Here is a 14,995-nt window from a genome sequence, read left to right on the forward strand (position 1 = left end):
CGATGGTGCCGAGCCGAGGCGCGTCATGGGGAAGCGACCGGACGGACTACCTGCCCCGGGGCTACCGGATCGGCGACTGGGTGGTCATCGAGCCGATCGGGTCCGGTGGCTGGGCGACCGTGTACGCCGGACGGCCCTCCCATGATCAACCGGACGGCCCGCACCGCCCGGACGGCGCGGGCCGGGCCGCGGACGAGGCAGTGACCACGGCGGGCCGGGCGGCGGTGGACCGGCCCCCGGTACGGGGTGAGGTCGCGCTCAAGATCATGCCGACCGCCGGACTCGCGCCCCGCCAGGCCCGCAGAGTGGCCGAAGCCGCCAGGCGCGAGGTCGAGATCGGCCGCCGGGCAGAGCATCCACGGCTCGTCCGGCTGCTGGACCACGTCGTCCTCGGCGCACCGGAACACCCGTCCCTGGACGGCGCGATCGTCCTGGTCATGGAGCGTGGCCGGTGCACGCTGCGGGACCTCCTAGGCGCCCTGGTGACGGAAGCCGAAGGCGGCCGGCTGATCGCGGGCATCTGCGAGGGGCTGGCCCATCTGCATCGGGCCGGCTGGGTGCATGCCGACCTCAAGCCCGAGAACGTCCTCATCGGCGAGGACGGTTCGGTGAAACTCGCGGACTTCGGGCTCGCCACCGAACTGACGGGGACGCACGGTCACGCGCCGCCGATGGGCACCCCTGACTATCTCCCGCCCGAGCGGTGGAAGGCCCCGCTCGGGGACCTGGGGGTGCAGATCCGGCCGAGTGCGGATGTCTGGGCCCTCGGCATCGTGATCCACGAGGTGTTCGCGTCCGGTTCCTCGCCGTTCCCCGGCGCGACACCGCTGGCGCGGGGTGCCGCCGTGCAGGAGTACGCCGAGGGTCGCGCTCCGTTACGGATGGACAACGCGGTCCCGGAGTTCTGGCGCGCCCTGGCCGCCGACTGCCTCGCCCCCACCCACGCCGCGCGCGCCGCCCATTCGGCCGACAGCCTGCTGGCTCGGATCTCGGCCCAGCAGTCCGGAAGGCCGGGCCGTGCTTCCGGGAGAGGCTCGTCCCGCCTGCGGCGCTGGATCCGCGCCGCGGTCCTGGTCGTCACGGTGTTCGCAGCGGTGGGCGCGGCGATCTGGTCGTCCGCCGGACGGGAGGGGTCGCCCGGGTCGCCGGGCGGAGTCGGCGAACACCCGCTCCAGATAAGGGTTTTCAACGCCCAACGTGGCTGCCAGAACCGTACGGACCGGGATCCGCAGTGCAGTCTCGGCCTGGCGATCGATCCGCTGCGGCCGTACACCGCCGACAACGTCGTCCCGACACGGGTCTGGCACGGTGATGTCCTCGACGCCTACTGCAGGTTGCCCGACGGCGAGCCCATCACGGACGAGGAGGACCTGCAGTCCGCCCTCTGGTTCCGTGTTCGCCTTCCACAGGCGGGCGTACGGGCCATGGCCTGGCTACCCGCTGTTCGGACCAAGGGGCGCCCGGCGCTCCCACGCTGTCCGCACCCCACGCCGGCCCACTGACCGGCTGGGTCGGACGCGGCTCGTCGGGCGTCACACGGCCGCTTTCGCCGTCGAGGCGAAGAACGGCAGGCGAGATGGGATGCACGCCGACCCCGGAAGACGTTCACGGCGGCACCCTGCGGCACACGTGGACCACCGCGACCTCGACGAGCGGCGTGTCCGGCCACGAGGTGTCCCGCCGGCTCGGGCATCGCTCGGTCAAGGTCACGGTGGTCCACTCCGGCCACCTCGCGCAGGACGGCCACGAGCGCTGCCGCCAGGTGGTCGAGGTGGCCGTGGGCCCCTACATGCTCACAGCAGCCCGAGCGACTTCAGAGCCCGTCGCTGGCTCGGTGCCGGGTCAGCGGGCCAGTAGACGTAACAGACACCGCCCGTACCGCTTCTGACCTGGCCGTTCGCGTCATAGCGCTTGGTGCGGAGCCAGATCGTCTCCCATTCGTGCCGGAGGTAGACGCGCCGCACCGCCTCGTCGCTCGGTGACGCGGGATCGTTGGCGATCACGTCGCCGTCCTCGGTGAAGCCGATCACCGTCATCAGGTGGCCGGAGGTCCCGTAACCCGCACCGGTCAGTTCCGTCTTGAGGAACGACTGCGACGTTATGACCGGGATGCCCGCCCGGACCAGGGTCTCCAGGTCACTCAGGGAGCCCAGCCGGGTCACCATGGCGCTCATGTCCTCGTACGTCGCCGCGTAGGCGGCGTTGAACGGCCAGTTGCCGCAGCCCTCGTACTGGTTGTCGTACGTGAAGCGCGCCGCGTGGCAGACCTGCGGGTCCTCCAGTCCCGGCTTGACCCAGGCGAGGTCGTCCGCGGAGGGCTTACGCCCCCAGTACTCGATGATCATCTGCGAGGAGGTGGGGCTGCACCACGCCTCGCCGCCGTTGTCGTACTCGGGGTACTGCCCCACGTGCACGTTCTGCGAGAAGCGCGGCACCGCCAGCTCGCGGACGAGGCCGGGGACGGAGGCGGGCACCGTGAAGCGGTCGGGGATGTCCGAGGCCATCGCGCCCAGGCGCCACACCGTGGGCGTGAGCCGGGTGCCCGGGGTGCGGTACAGCGTCAGCCGCAGCCGGTAGGACAGCAGGCGCAGACCGCTCGCCGCGTCGTCCACCGAGAAGGTGTCGGTCCAGATGGAGCTCTTGCCGTCGCTCTGGTCGTCGACGGACGTGCGGCGGATGTCCCCGTCGCCGGCCGCCCAGCGGCCCATGACGTACCAGGGCGTCTCGGTGCCGTCCGAGTAGCTGCCCCGCAGTTCGATCTGGATCCAGGTGCCGGCCGGTGTGTCCGCGTTCCAGGAGGCGATCACCTCGGTCGCCGGGACGGCGGAGCGGTGGACCGGCGAGGTCCAGGTCGCGTACTCCCAGGCCGCCGTCGTACCGGTGTGCGGGTCGGTGTAGTCGGTGCTTCCCAGCGAGTGGCCGATCACCAGTCCCGCCCGGCGGCCCGCAGTGGCCCGGGTCCCGGCGCCGGAGCCGCAGCGCCAGTCGGTGTAGGTGGTCCAGGCGTGGTTGTCAACGAGCGAGGCCGCCGCGGCGGGCGCGGGGGGCCGGGTACCGGACGGAGCGGCGGCCGCCGCGGAGGCGGCCGACGAGACCGCTCCGGCGCCGGCCGCTGCCGCGATCGCGGCGGTGAGCACGGTTCTGCGTGAGGTCGGACTGGGCATGGGCGAGACCCCCGGTCATAAGCGGAATGGGGCTGCAGGTACACGACAGTGGGGCAACTATTGCGGGTCGTCCCCCGGTTCGGCCAGCGATTCGGCTCGCGCCGGTCAACCAATATGGGTCTGGACCACTGGCGTGACCTGCGACTGTCCGGACGGCTCGTACGCTGGACGCATGAACGACCTCACGCTCCGCGCCGCGCGGCTGCGCACTCTGACGCCGTCCTGCGGGCCGGTCCGGCTGATCGCCGTCGACGGCCACGCCGGATCGGGCAAGAGCACCTTCGCCGGCCGCCTCGCGGCCGCACTCGGCGGGGCACCCGTGCTGCATCTGGACGATCTGGCCACCCACGAGGAGCCTTTCGCCTGGACCGGCCGGCTCCGCGAGCAGGTGACGGGGCCGCTGTCGCGCGGCGAGCACGGCCGCTACGCGCCGTACGACTGGACGGACCGCACCTTCGGCCCGGCCCGCGGACTGGAACCCGCCCCGGTGGTTCTGATCGAGGGGGTCGGCGCCGGCCGGCGGGCCCTGCGCCCCTTCCTGGCCCACCTGTTGTGGATGGATCTGACCGCCGAGGAGGCCTGGGAACGGGGCCGCCGGCGCGACGGAATCGCACTCTCCGCCTTCTGGGACGGCTGGACGGCCGCCGAGACGGCACATTTCTCGGCCGATCCCTCACGCCCTTCGGCGGACACGCTGGTACGGCAGTTGCCTGTGGGGTACGAGTTGCTGGAGGGACCCGGCGCGACAGCAGGAATGGATCATTCCGTCACCCAACGTGATCACCTCGCGCCGCCATACTGAACAGTCGGAAGTCGGCTCGGAAGTGCCTCAACTCTGCTTGACCCGAGGGCGGTACAGGTCTTACGTTCTCAATGTGCGGCTTTTCGGAGCCCCCGCAGACGCGAAGCCCCCGGTTGTTCCCCCGTGATCGGGGGCTTCGTTCTGTGCTCGATCCTCACGCACGACCTCGGCCGACCCCTTTGCGCTCACCCTGGGTCACGACAGGCCTTCGGCCTGCGGCACCCTTAGTCGGACACTCCCTGCGCAGGTACGATGCCTCTCGGTGCGGTCAATTCCCGTCCACGGCACAGTGATTCGGCGCGCCTCGGCGGGCAGTCGTGCGGCGGGACTTCCTGGGGGCACGGTTTGTGGGGGACCTGATGGACATCGGCACGCAGGGCGCACAGGCCCCGGCCGACCTCGCGTGGCTGCGCGGCATGGACGCCTACACGATGGGCGCCTACCCACAGGCCGAAGAGGAATTCAGAGCGGCGGTACGCCTTGATGAGGGCATGGCGGACGCCTGGCTCGGCCTCCACGCGCTGCGGGTCGACACGACGGCGGCGCTGTTGCACATGTACCGCCACCGCGACCGCTTCGGCGAGCAGCGCGGCCGGCACCGGCGCACGCTGAACTCCTGGTACTGGCTGGGCTGGTGGGTGCAGCCGGTGCTGGAGAGCCCGCGTGATCTGCTGCTGGCGCACGCCTCGCACTGGCTGGACGGCCGGCATGTGCCCGAGCTGGACCGGGCGCTGGCCGGACTGCCGCCGGTGGACGCCGACCCTCAGGTCCGCTTCCTGCACGCCTGCCGCTCCTACCTCGTCAAGGACTGGGAGCAGCTCGTACGCCATACGGAGCAGCTGATCGACGATCCGCTGCTGGGGATCGAGGCGGGGCTCTTCGGCGGGATGGCACGGGTACGGCTGGAGATGTACGGGCAGGCCGAGCCGCTGCTCTCCACCGCGCTGATGCGCTGCCGCAGCGAGCAGCCGCAGCGCAAGGAGCTGCGCTACTGGCTGGCCCGGGCCCATGAGGGCACCGGCCGCAGCGCGGCCGCGCTTCCCCTGTACCGGGCCGTGCACCGGATCGACCCGGCGTTCATGGACACCTCGGCCCGGCTGGCCGCGATCGCGGACTACGACGGCCTGGACGGATCCGAGGAGGCGTCCGGTCTGGCCGCCGTCTCGCTGACCGGCCTGGAGGCGGACGGCACCTTCGCCGAGGCCCAGCCGGACGGCGACTCGCTGCTGGGCACCGATCTGGTGGACGGCCGGGAGCTGCGGCCGGGCAGTGAGCCGCAGGATCTGCCGGTCGTCGGGGTGACCGCAGCGCCGGGCGGGGCGCGGGAGAAGACGGCGGTCCCGGGTCAGTCGGCGCCGCAGCTCTTCCCGGCCGGTCCCAGTGATCCGGAGCTCCTGGCCGAGGCGCTGGCCGAGCTGGAGCGGATGGTCGGGCTGGAGCCGGTCAAGCGGCAGGTGAAGGCCCTGTCCGCACAGCTGAACATGGCCCGGCTGCGGGCCGGCCAGGGGCTCCCCGTACAGCCGCCGAAGCGGCATTTCGTCTTCTCGGGCCCGTCCGGCACCGGCAAGACCACGGTGGCCCGGATCCTGGGCCGGGTGTTCTACGCGCTGGGCCTGCTCGGCGGGGATCATCTGGTCGAGGCACAACGCGCCGACCTGGTGGGCGAGTTCCTGGGCCAGACCGCGGTGAAGGCGAATGAACTGATCGATTCGGCGCTGGGCGGGGTGCTCTTCGTCGACGAGGCGTACAGCCTCTCCAACACGGGGTACAGCAAGGGCGACGCGTACGGGGACGAGGCCCTCCAGGTCCTCCTCAAGCGCGCGGAGGACAACCGGGATCATCTCGTGGTCATCCTGGCCGGGTACCCGGAGGGCATGGACCGGCTGCTGTCGACCAACCCCGGGCTCTCCTCGCGCTTCACCACCCGGGTGGACTTCCCCAGCTACCGCCCGCTGGAGCTCACCTCGATCGGTGAGGTGCTGGCCTCGGACAACGGGGACGCCTGGGACGAGGAGTCGCTGGAGGAACTGCGCTCCATCAGCGGCCACGTCGTCGACCAGGGCTGGCTCGACGAGCTGGGCAACGGGCGGTTCCTGCGCACGCTGTACGAGAAGAGCTGTGCCTATCGCGATCTGCGGCTGTCCGGCTACATGACGGTGCCGACGCGGGACGATCTGGCGACGCTGCGGCTGCCTGATCTGATGCAGGCGTACGGCGAGGTGCTGTCGGGGCGGGGGCCGGTGGGGCGCGGGCCGCAGGAGCCCCCGGCCGTGTGAGCGGGTGAAGGTGTCCCCCGGGCCGCCGGGGCATCCCGGAGGACCGGCGGCCGGGGGACGGTGCGGGTCAGCCGACCAGGGCCGTGAGTTCGTCCGGTTCCATGGCCGGCTCCTCGGTGCGGCGGGGTTCCGAGACCCGGTGGGCCGGGTCCCGTACCTCTCCGACCAGCATTTCCAGCACGTCCTCCATGGCGACCAGGCCGAGGACCCGGCCCGACGCGTCGGCGACCTGCGCAAGGTGTGTCGCCGCGCGGCGCATCACCGTCAGGGCGTCGTCCAGGGGGAGCTCGGCCCGCACGGTGGCCATCGGGCGCCACACGTGCTGCGGAACGGCCCGCCCGCCGTCCTCCAGGTCGAGGACGTCCTTGACGTGCAGGTAGCCCATGAACGGGCCGCCGCCCTCCGCGCAGACCGGGAAGCGCGAGTAGCCGGTCCGTACCGTGAGCTCCTCGATCCGGTGCGGGGTGACCGAGGGGTCCACCGTCACCAGGGACGCCCGGCGCAGCAGCACGTCGGTGACGGGCCTGCTGCCGAGCTCCAGGGCGTCCTCGAGCCGTTCCTGCGCCTCCGGCTCCAGGAGGCCGGCCTGTCCGGAGTCCTCGACGAGCCGGTTGAGCTGTTCGCTGGTGAAGACGGCCTCCACCTCGTCCTTGGGCTCGACACCGAAGAGCCGGAGCACCAGCCGGGCGCAGGCGCCCAGTGCGGCGGTGACCGGCCGGCAGATCCGGGCGAAGCCGACGAGGCCGGGGCTGAGCCACATCGAGGTCTTCTCGGGCGCGGCCATGGCCAGGTTCTTCGGAACCATCTCGCCGATGACGAGGTGGAGGAAGACGACGAAGACCAGCGCCAGTACGTAGCCGAGCGGATGGATCAGCCCCTCGGGCAGACGCACGGCATGGAAGACCGGCTCCAGGAGGTGGGCGACGGTCGGTTCCGCGACGGCGCCCAGGGTCAGTGAGCAGATGGTGATGCCGAACTGGGCGGCCGCCATCATCTGCGGCAGGTTCTCCAGGCCGTACAGGACCTGACGGGCCCGGCCCGACCCGGCTGCCGCGAGCGGTTCGATCTGGCTGCGGCGCACGGAGACGAGAGCGAACTCGGCCCCGACGAAGAAGCCGTTCGCCAGGACGAGAAGTCCGGCGAGGAGCAACTGGACCAGGCTCATCGCGCCGCCTCCAGGACACCGCGGGACGGCTGTTCCGCGGCGGCCGGGCCGCCGGCGTCGGCCGCCCGCACGAATCGGACCTTCTCGGCCCGGTAGTGGCCGACCTGGCGGACCGCGATCCGCCAGCCGGGCAGTTCGGCCCGGTCACCGGGGGCCGGGATCCGGCCCAGCAGATCGGCGACGAGTCCGGCCACGGTCTCGTACGGGCCGTCGGGTACGTCGAGGCCTATCCGGCGCAGGGTCAGCACCCGGCAGCTGCCTTCGGCGTCCCAGGCGGGCCTGCCGTCCTCGGGGGCGGCCGGGGCCAGCTCGGGGCGGTCGGCGCCTTCGGCGTCGTGCTCGTCCCTGACCTCGCCGACGAGTTCCTCGATGATGTCCTCGAGGGTGACGACGCCGGCGGTTCCGCCGTACTCGTCGACCACCACGGCGATCGGCTGCTCCTTGCGCAGCCGCTGGAGCAGCTGCTCGACGGGCAGGGTCTCGGGCACCAGCAGCGGCGGCACCGCTATCCGGCCGGCCGTGGTGCGCATCCGCTCCGCGGCGGGAACGGCCAGGGCGTCCTTCAGATGGATCATGCCGACGACCTCGTCGATGCGCTCCCGGTAGACGGGGAAGCGGGAGAGCCCGGTGGCCCGGGTGAGGTTGAGGACGTCCGCCGCGGTGGCGGACGTCTGCAGGGCGCTGACCTTCACGCGCGGGGTCATGACGTGCTGGGCGGTGAGCCCGGCGAGCGACAGGGTCCGTACGAAGAGGTCCGCGGTGTCCTGTTCGAGGGTGCCCGCCTCGGCGGAGTGCCGGGCGAGGGAGACCAGCTCCCCCGGGGTGCGGGCGGAGGCCAGTTCCTCGGTCGGCTCGACGCCCAGGAGCCGCACCAGCCGGTTGGCGACGGTGTTCAGCAGGCCGATCACCGGGCGGAAGACCCGGGTGAAGCGCTGCTGGGGTCCGGCGACGAACCGGGCGACCTGGAGCGGCCGGGAGACCGCCCAGTTCTTCGGCACGAGTTCGCCGATGACCATCTGGACGGCGGCCGCGATCAGCATGCCGGTCACCACGCTGATGCCGGGCAGGGCACCCTCGGGCAGGCCGGTCAGGGCGAGCGGGCCGTGCAGCAGTTGGGCGAGCGCCGGCTCGGCGAGCATGCCGACCACCAGTGAGGTGATGGTGATGCCGAGCTGGGTGCCGGAGAGCTGGAAGGAGAGCTCACGCAGGGCGTCGACGACGGTGCGGGCCCGCCGGTCCCCACCGGCGGCGGCGCGCTCGGCGTCCGCCCGTTCCACGGTGACGAGCCCGAACTCGGCCGCCACGAAGAAGCCGTTGGCGAGGATGAGAAGGAATGCCGCGCTGAGCAGCAGCAGGGGGGTGGTCATACCGCCGCCTCCGCAGAAGGGGCGGCGCAGGTACTACCGGACGATCCGTCCATTGCTGGAGGGAGTCACTCCTTGGGTCGCAGGAAAGCCCCGCGGGCCTCGGGGACCTCTGGTGCGGGGCGGGGCGCACAGGGCGCCGCCGCTCTCCAGAGTAATCAACAAGAGGCCGTACGGGGCAGGGGGCTCAGCCGTTGTCCGTGCCGGTGCCGCGGTTCTCGGCGAGGGCGCGGAGCGTACGGGCGTCGTGGATGGCCCGCTGCTTGGCGATTCCGGGCTGGATGCCGAGGGCGGGCATGCTGGTCCCGTCGCTGAGGTCGAGGAAGACCCACGGGTCCCCGGCGCGCAGGTTGACGCGGATGATCTCCGCCCAGGACAGCCGCCGGGTCCGGGTGAGGTTGACCACGGTCACCCCCTCCTCGTCCGCGACGATCCTGGGGCGGCTGAGCAGCGCCAGGACGCCGAAGAAGAGCAGCGCGGTGAAGATGAAGCTGGCCCGCTCTCCCCCGCTGAGCTGTTCCAGGGTGAAGGCGACGACGGTGATGACGGCGAACATCGCCGCCCCGACGCTCAGCAGGACCACCCGGGTGCGGGTGGGCCGGAAGGTGACCGGAAGGTCGGGGAGTGCGGGGGCTGACATGGTCTTCTTCTGTCTCCCGCCGTCAGAGGCGGCAGGCGTGGATGGCCGTGGTGAGGATGGCGCGGGCGCCGAGGTCGTACAGATCGTCCATGATCCGCTGCGCCTCCTTGGCGGCGACCATGGAGCGGACGGCGACCCAGCCCTCGTGGTGCAGCGGGGAGATGGTCGGCGACTCCAGGCCCGGGGTGAGGGCGACGGCGCGCTCGAGGTGCTCGACGCGGCAGTCGTAGTCCATCATCACGTAGCTGCGGGCCACCAGGACGCCCTGGAGGCGGCGCAGGAACTGCTGGACCTTGGGCTCGTCGTCCGGGGCGCCGGTGCGGCGGATGACGACCGCCTCCGACTTCATGATCGGCTCGCCGATGACCTCGAGTCCGGCGTTGCGCAGGCTGGTGCCGGTTTCGACGACGTCGGCGATGATCTGGGCGACGCCGAGCTCGATGGCCGTCTCGACGGCGCCGTCCAGGTGGACGACGGAGGCGTTGACGCCGGTCTCGGCCAGGTGCTTGGCGACGATGCCCTCGTAGGAGGTGGCGATCGTCATGCCGTCGAAGTCCTGCGGGCCGACGGCGGTGCCGGGCTTGGTGGCGTAGCGGAAGGTGGAGCGGGCGAAGCCGAGCTGGAGGATCTCCTCGGCGTCGGCGCCGGAGTCCAGCAGCAGATCGCGGCCGGTGATGCCGATGTCGAGGCGGCCCGAACTCACATAGATCGCGATGTCGCGCGGGCGCAGGTAGAAGAACTCGACCTGGTTGTCGGGGTCGACGAGGACGAGTTCCTTGGACTCCTTGCGCTGCTTGTAGCCCGCCTCATGGAGCATCGCCATCGCAGGCCCGGAGATAGCACCCTTGTTGGGGACGGCGATGCGCAGCATGAGCTCGGGTTTCCTTTGCGAAAGGGGTGTCTGGAGACGTACGGGCGGAGTGCGGAGGTCGTGCTCAGAGATGGGCGTAGACGTCGTCGAGCGAGATTCCGCGCGCGACCATCATCACCTGGACGTGGTACAGCAGCTGGGAGATCTCCTCGGCCGCTGCGTCCTTGCTCTCGTGCTCGGCGGCCATCCAGACTTCGGCGGCCTCCTCGACGACCTTCTTGCCGATGGCATGCACGCCCTTGTCCACCAGTTCGGCGGTACGCGAGGTGGAGGGGTCGCCGTTGGCGGCCTTGAGCTGCAGCTCGGCGAAGAGCTCTTCGAAGGTTTTGTTCGCCATGATGTCCTTAGAATACGGGGTCCCCGGCCGGCACTCAGCGCCAGGGTTCGCTGACCGAGCGCAGTGTGGTGGCGGTGGCGACGGCGGCGGTGACCGCTTCGTGCCCCTTGTCCTCGTTGGACCCCTCGAGTCCTGCCCGGTCGAGTGCCTGCTCCTCGGTGTCACAGGTGAGGACGCCGAAGCCGACCGGGACGCCGGTGTCGACGGCGACCTGGGTGAGGCCGTTGGTGACGCCGTGGGACACGTATTCGAAGTGCGGGGTGCCGCCGCGGATGATCACGCCGAGGGCGACGATCGCGTCGTAGCCGCGTCCGGCCAGCACCTTGGCGACGACGGGGAGTTCGAAGCTGCCCGGGACCCTCAGCAAGGTCGGCTCGTCGATGCCCAGCTCGTGCAGGGCGCGCAGGGCGCCGTCGACGAGACCGTCCATGATCTTCTCGTGCCACTGCGCGGCGACGACCGCCACACGCAGGTCACCGCAGTTGCGTACGGACAGTTCGGGTGCGCCCTTGCCGCTCATGTGTCTCCTACCGCTCATTTCCTCGGGTGACTGCTGGGGGTGTGCCGGGCTACTGGTTGCCGCAGGTCGACGCCGTGGCGGCGTCGAGCCAGGGCAGGTCGTGGCCCATGCGGTCGCGCTTGGTGCGCAGGTAGCGCAGATTGTGCTCGCCGGCCTTGACGGGCATCGGCTCGCGGCCGGTGACGGCCAGGCCGTGCCGCAGGACCGCGGCGGTCTTCTCGGGGTTGTTCGTCATCAGGCGCAGGCTGTGCACGCCGAGGTCCTTGAGGATCTGGGCGCCGGCCGCGTAGTCCCGGGCGTCGGCGGGCAGGCCGAGCTCCAGATTGGCGTCGAGGGTGTCGACGCCGCGTTCCTGGAGTTCGTACGCGCGCAGCTTGGACAGCAGTCCGATGCCGCGTCCCTCGTGGCCGCGCAGATAGACGACGACGCCACGGCCCTCCTGTGTGACGCGTCGCATGGAGGCGTGCAGCTGGGGGCCGCAGTCGCAGCGCTGGGACTGGAAGATGTCGCCGGTCAGGCACTCGGAGTGGATCCGGACCAGGACGTCCTCGCCGTCCCCGATGTCACCGTGGACCAGGGCGACGTGCTCGACGCCGTCCACGGTGGAGCGGTAGCCGAAGGCGGTGAAGGCGCCGAAGTCGGTCGGCAGCCGTACCTCGGCCTCGCGCCGGACGGTCGGCTCGGAGGTCCGCCGGTAGGCGATCAGGTCCTCGATGGAGATGATCGTGAGGCCGTGCTTGCGGGCGAACGGGACCAGCTGCGGCAGCCGCAGCATGACGCCGTCCTCGCCCGCGATCTCGACGATCGCCCCGGCGGGCCGCAGCCCGGCGAGCCGGGCGAGGTCGACGGCGGCCTCGGTGTGGCCGTTGCGTACGAGTACGCCGCCGGTGCGGGCGCGCAGCGGGAAGATGTGGCCGGGGCGGACGAAGTCGCCGGGGCCGGCGGTGCCGCCCGCCAGCAGCCGGAGCGTGGTGGCCCGGTCGGCGGCCGAGATGCCGGTGGTGACGCCGTGGGCGGCGGAGGCGTCGACGGAGACGGTGAAGGCGGTCTTCATCGACTCGGTGTTGTGGTCGACCATCTGCGGGAGTTCGAGCCGCTCCAGCTCGTCGTTCTCCATGGGTGCGCAGATGAGTCCGCGGCACTCGCTCATCATGAAGGCGATGATCTCGGGGGTGGCCTTCTCGGCCGCGATGACGAGGTCGCCCTCGTTCTCCCGGTCCTCGTCGTCGACGACCACGACGGGCCGGCCTGCGGCGATGTCGCGGACGGCCTGCTCCACGGGGTCGAGGGAGAGGTCCTCGGCGGGTGCGTCGTGTTCCCGGTGCAACCAGGTGGGCTGGGCAGTCATGCCGTGGCTCCTTCCAGAGCGGGTGTCCGCGTACGCAGCCACCAGTCGCGCATGCCCCACAGGACGAGGGCGCCGTAGACGACGTAGATGAGACCGGAGAAGGCGAGACCGCTGTGGAAGTTGAGCGGGACGCCGACCAGGTCGACGAGGAGCCAGGCGAACCAGAACTCGACCATGCCGCGGGCCTGGGCGAGCATCGCCACGAGCGTCCCGGCGAATATGTACGCGTCCGCCCACGGGCTCCAGGAGAGCGAGGGGAACGCGGTGAACAGGCCGCCGACCGCGAGGGTGCCGAGGGCGGCGCCGCCCAGCAGGTAGCCGCGCTCGCGCCAGGTGGCGAACCGTACGGCGATGGAGCCGTCCTGGGCCTGCTGCCGGCCCCGGGTCCACTGCTGCCAGCCCCAGACGGCGACGGCGACGACGACGAGCTGTTTGCCGACGCTGCCCGCCTGGTGGACGGAGACGTTGGCGGCGACCAGGACGACGCCGGACAGGAGCTGGGCGGGCCAGGTCCAGACCGAGCGGAGCCAGCCCAGGGTCAGGGCGATCAGACCGATCGTGTTGCCGATCATGTCGGACCAGATGATGTGCTGGTCGAAGAGGGTGAACGCCTCCGAGTTCAGCCAGTGCAGGGCGCTCACTTCGCCGGCCCCCCCGGCTCCTGGGCGGAGTTGCCGAGCAGCCGCTCGACGTACTTCGCGATGACGTCCACCTCGAGGTTGACCGGGTCGCCGGGCTCCTTGATGCCGAGCGTGGTCAGGGCGAGGGTGGTGGGGATGAGGCTGATGGTGAAGTAGTCGGGTCCGGCGTCCACGACGGTCAGGCTCACGCCGTCGACGGTGATCGACCCCTTCTCCACCACGTAGCGGGTCAGCTCCGCGGGGAGGGAGATCTTCACGATCTCCCAGTTCTCGGAGACCTCGCGCCCGATGATGCGGCCCGTGCCGTCGACATGGCCCTGGACGATGTGGCCGCCGAGCCGGCCGCCGAGCGCCATCGGGCGCTCCAGGTTGACCCGGGAGCCGGTGGCCAGTGCGCCGAGGCTGGAGCGGTTCAGGGTCTCGGCCATCACATCGGCGGTGAACTCGTGCTCGCCGAGGTCCACGACGGTCAGGCAGACGCCGTTGACGGCGATCGAGTCACCGTGCTTGGCGCCCTCGGTGACCACGGGCCCGCGCAGGCGGAATCGGGAGGCGTCGTCGAGCTTCTCGACGGCGGTGACCTCACCCAGTTCTTCGACAATTCCGGTGAACACTCAGTTTTCCTTCCGGGCGGGGCCGGGGACGGCGGTGATGCGCAGATCGGGGCCGATGCGAACGGTCTCGGTCACATCGAGGCGCAACGCCTCGGCGATGGTGGAGATTCCGGCGTCGGCGAGGGCCGCGGGACCGGCGCCGAGGAGTACGGGGGCGAGGTAGCCGACGACCTTGTCGACCAGTCCCGCAGCGACGAAGGCCCCGGCCAGGGTCGGGCCGCCTTCGAGGAGTACGGAGCGGACGCCGCGCCCGTGGAGGGCGGCGAGGAGCGCGGGAAGGTCCAGGCCGGGGCCGCCCGCCGCGCGGGGCAGCCGCAGGACCGCCTCCTCGGGCAGGTGGCGGGTGTCGGCGTCGCCGGCGACCGCGATCACCGTGGGTGCGGTGGCGTCGAGGACCCGGGCGCCGGGCCGTACGGCGGTGGCGGCGGTGTCCACGACGACCCGCAGGGGCTGGACTGCGCCGTCGATGCCCCGTACACCGAGCTGGGGATCGTCGGTGCGGGCGGTGCCGGAGCCGACCACGACGGCGTCCGCCCCGGCGCGCAGCCGGTGGACGTCGGCGCGGGACTCGGCGGAGCTGATCCAGCGGCTGGTGGCGTCGGCGGCCGCGATCCGGCCGTCCAGGGTCGCCGCGTACTTCCAGGTGACGTGCGGGCGCCCGAGGCGCACCGAGGTCAGCCAGGCGGCGTTGACCGCTTCGGCCTCCTCGGCGAGCAGTCCCTGCTCGGCCGTGACCCCGGCGTTGCGCAGGGTGTCCGCACCGCCGGTGGCCTGCGGGTTCGGGTCGCCGACCGCGTACACGACACGGGTGACACCGGCCTCGATGAGCGCCTGGGCGCAGGGGCCGGTGCGTCCGGTGTGGTTACAGGGCTCGAGGGTGACGTAGGCGGTGCCGCCGCGGGCCTTCTCGCCGGCCGCGCGCAGGGCGTGGATCTCGGCGTGCGGCCCGCCGGCGCGCTGGTGGAAGCCCTCGCCCACGGGGTGTCCCGCCGGGTCGAGGACGACACATCCGACGACGGGGTTGGGGCTGGTGGAGCCGAGGCCGCGGGCGGCGAGCGTGATGGCTCGGCGCATGGCGGTGGTGTCGGCTGCGGTGTCCACCGGGTCCTCCTGCCTCTTCGGGCACGGACTCCGGGGCCTGTCGATGACGACAGATGAAGCGGAACGCAGGGCAGGGACGCCGAATGCCCGAAAAACGGATGGATCGGTCGCCCGAAAACCATCCGCCGACGGCGGCGTACCCGCGAAACGGC

14 protein-coding genes are annotated in these 14,995 nt (G+C 71.6%); 3 read left to right on the plus strand and 11 right to left on the minus strand.

Annotated features, from left to right (window positions below):
• The first annotated feature begins 2 nt into the window (after positions 1 to 2).
• The gene (locus OG782_RS05600) at positions 3 to 1,502 is read left to right on the plus strand and encodes a serine/threonine-protein kinase (protein WP_406458868.1); all 1,500 of its coding nucleotides are present in this window, start codon (positions 3 to 5) and stop codon (positions 1,500 to 1,502) included.
• A gap of 291 nt (positions 1,503 to 1,793) precedes the next feature.
• Here OG782_RS05600 and OG782_RS05605 read toward each other — a convergent pair whose 3' ends face one another.
• Positions 1,794 to 3,164, minus strand: a complete 1,371-nt coding sequence (locus OG782_RS05605) for a peptidase C39 family protein (RefSeq protein ID WP_406448283.1) — start codon at positions 3,162 to 3,164, stop codon at positions 1,794 to 1,796.
• A gap of 172 nt (positions 3,165 to 3,336) precedes the next feature.
• Here OG782_RS05605 and OG782_RS05610 point away from each other — a divergent pair, with 172 nt between their 5' ends.
• Complete coding sequence (locus tag OG782_RS05610; RefSeq protein ID WP_406448284.1) at positions 3,337 to 3,966, plus strand: uridine kinase; 630 nt, start codon at positions 3,337 to 3,339, stop codon at positions 3,964 to 3,966.
• Between the two features lie 359 nt (positions 3,967 to 4,325).
• Positions 4,326 to 6,242, plus strand: a complete 1,917-nt coding sequence (locus OG782_RS05615; protein WP_406448285.1) for an AAA family ATPase — start codon at positions 4,326 to 4,328, stop codon at positions 6,240 to 6,242.
• A 67-nt stretch (positions 6,243 to 6,309) separates the two neighbouring features.
• On the opposite strand, the gene OG782_RS05620 is transcribed toward OG782_RS05615, so the two are convergent.
• The 10 genes from OG782_RS05620 to ribD form a co-directional block, all read right to left on the minus strand.
• On the minus strand, positions 6,310 to 7,407 hold the full coding sequence (locus OG782_RS05620) for a hemolysin family protein (RefSeq protein ID WP_406448286.1): 1,098 nt from the start codon (positions 7,405 to 7,407) through the stop codon (positions 6,310 to 6,312).
• Entirely contained in the window at positions 7,404 to 8,774 is a 1,371-nt protein-coding gene (locus tag OG782_RS05625) for a hemolysin family protein (RefSeq protein WP_406448287.1), read from the minus strand. Before OG782_RS05625 ends, OG782_RS05620 begins: the two co-directional genes overlap by 4 nt.
• Positions 8,775 to 8,958: 184 nt before the next feature.
• Complete coding sequence (locus OG782_RS05630; RefSeq protein WP_406448288.1) at positions 8,959 to 9,411, minus strand: PH domain-containing protein; 453 nt, start codon at positions 9,409 to 9,411, stop codon at positions 8,959 to 8,961.
• Positions 9,412 to 9,433: 22 nt separating this feature from the next.
• Complete coding sequence (hisG, locus tag OG782_RS05635; RefSeq protein ID WP_406448289.1) at positions 9,434 to 10,282, minus strand: ATP phosphoribosyltransferase; 849 nt, start codon at positions 10,280 to 10,282, stop codon at positions 9,434 to 9,436.
• A 64-nt stretch (positions 10,283 to 10,346) separates the two neighbouring features.
• Positions 10,347 to 10,619, minus strand: coding sequence for a phosphoribosyl-ATP diphosphatase (locus tag OG782_RS05640; protein WP_018524273.1), 273 nt, complete (start codon positions 10,617 to 10,619; stop codon positions 10,347 to 10,349).
• A gap of 34 nt (positions 10,620 to 10,653) precedes the next feature.
• The gene (gene ribH, locus OG782_RS05645) at positions 10,654 to 11,139 is read right to left on the minus strand and encodes a 6,7-dimethyl-8-ribityllumazine synthase (protein WP_406448290.1); all 486 of its coding nucleotides are present in this window, start codon (positions 11,137 to 11,139) and stop codon (positions 10,654 to 10,656) included.
• Positions 11,140 to 11,188: 49 nt separating this feature from the next.
• Positions 11,189 to 12,487 (minus strand): bifunctional 3,4-dihydroxy-2-butanone-4-phosphate synthase/GTP cyclohydrolase II, encoded by a 1,299-nt coding sequence (locus OG782_RS05650; protein WP_406448291.1) that lies wholly within the window; start codon positions 12,485 to 12,487, stop codon positions 11,189 to 11,191.
• Positions 12,484 to 13,128 (minus strand): nicotinamide riboside transporter PnuC, encoded by a 645-nt coding sequence (locus OG782_RS05655; protein WP_406448292.1) that lies wholly within the window; start codon positions 13,126 to 13,128, stop codon positions 12,484 to 12,486. The genes OG782_RS05650 and OG782_RS05655 overlap by 4 nt, the downstream gene beginning before the upstream one ends.
• Positions 13,125 to 13,742: a riboflavin synthase gene (locus OG782_RS05660; RefSeq protein WP_406448293.1), complete on the minus strand. Its 618-nt coding sequence runs from the start codon at positions 13,740 to 13,742 to the stop codon at positions 13,125 to 13,127. The genes OG782_RS05655 and OG782_RS05660 overlap by 4 nt, the downstream gene beginning before the upstream one ends.
• Positions 13,743 to 14,843, minus strand: a complete 1,101-nt coding sequence (gene ribD, locus OG782_RS05665) for a bifunctional diaminohydroxyphosphoribosylaminopyrimidine deaminase/5-amino-6-(5-phosphoribosylamino)uracil reductase RibD (protein ID WP_406448294.1) — start codon at positions 14,841 to 14,843, stop codon at positions 13,743 to 13,745.
• Positions 14,844 to 14,995 lie beyond the last annotated feature (152 nt).

The organism is Streptomyces sp. NBC_00876 (assembly GCF_045207435.1).
Taxonomy (GTDB): Bacteria; Actinomycetota; Actinomycetes; order Streptomycetales; family Streptomycetaceae; genus Streptomyces.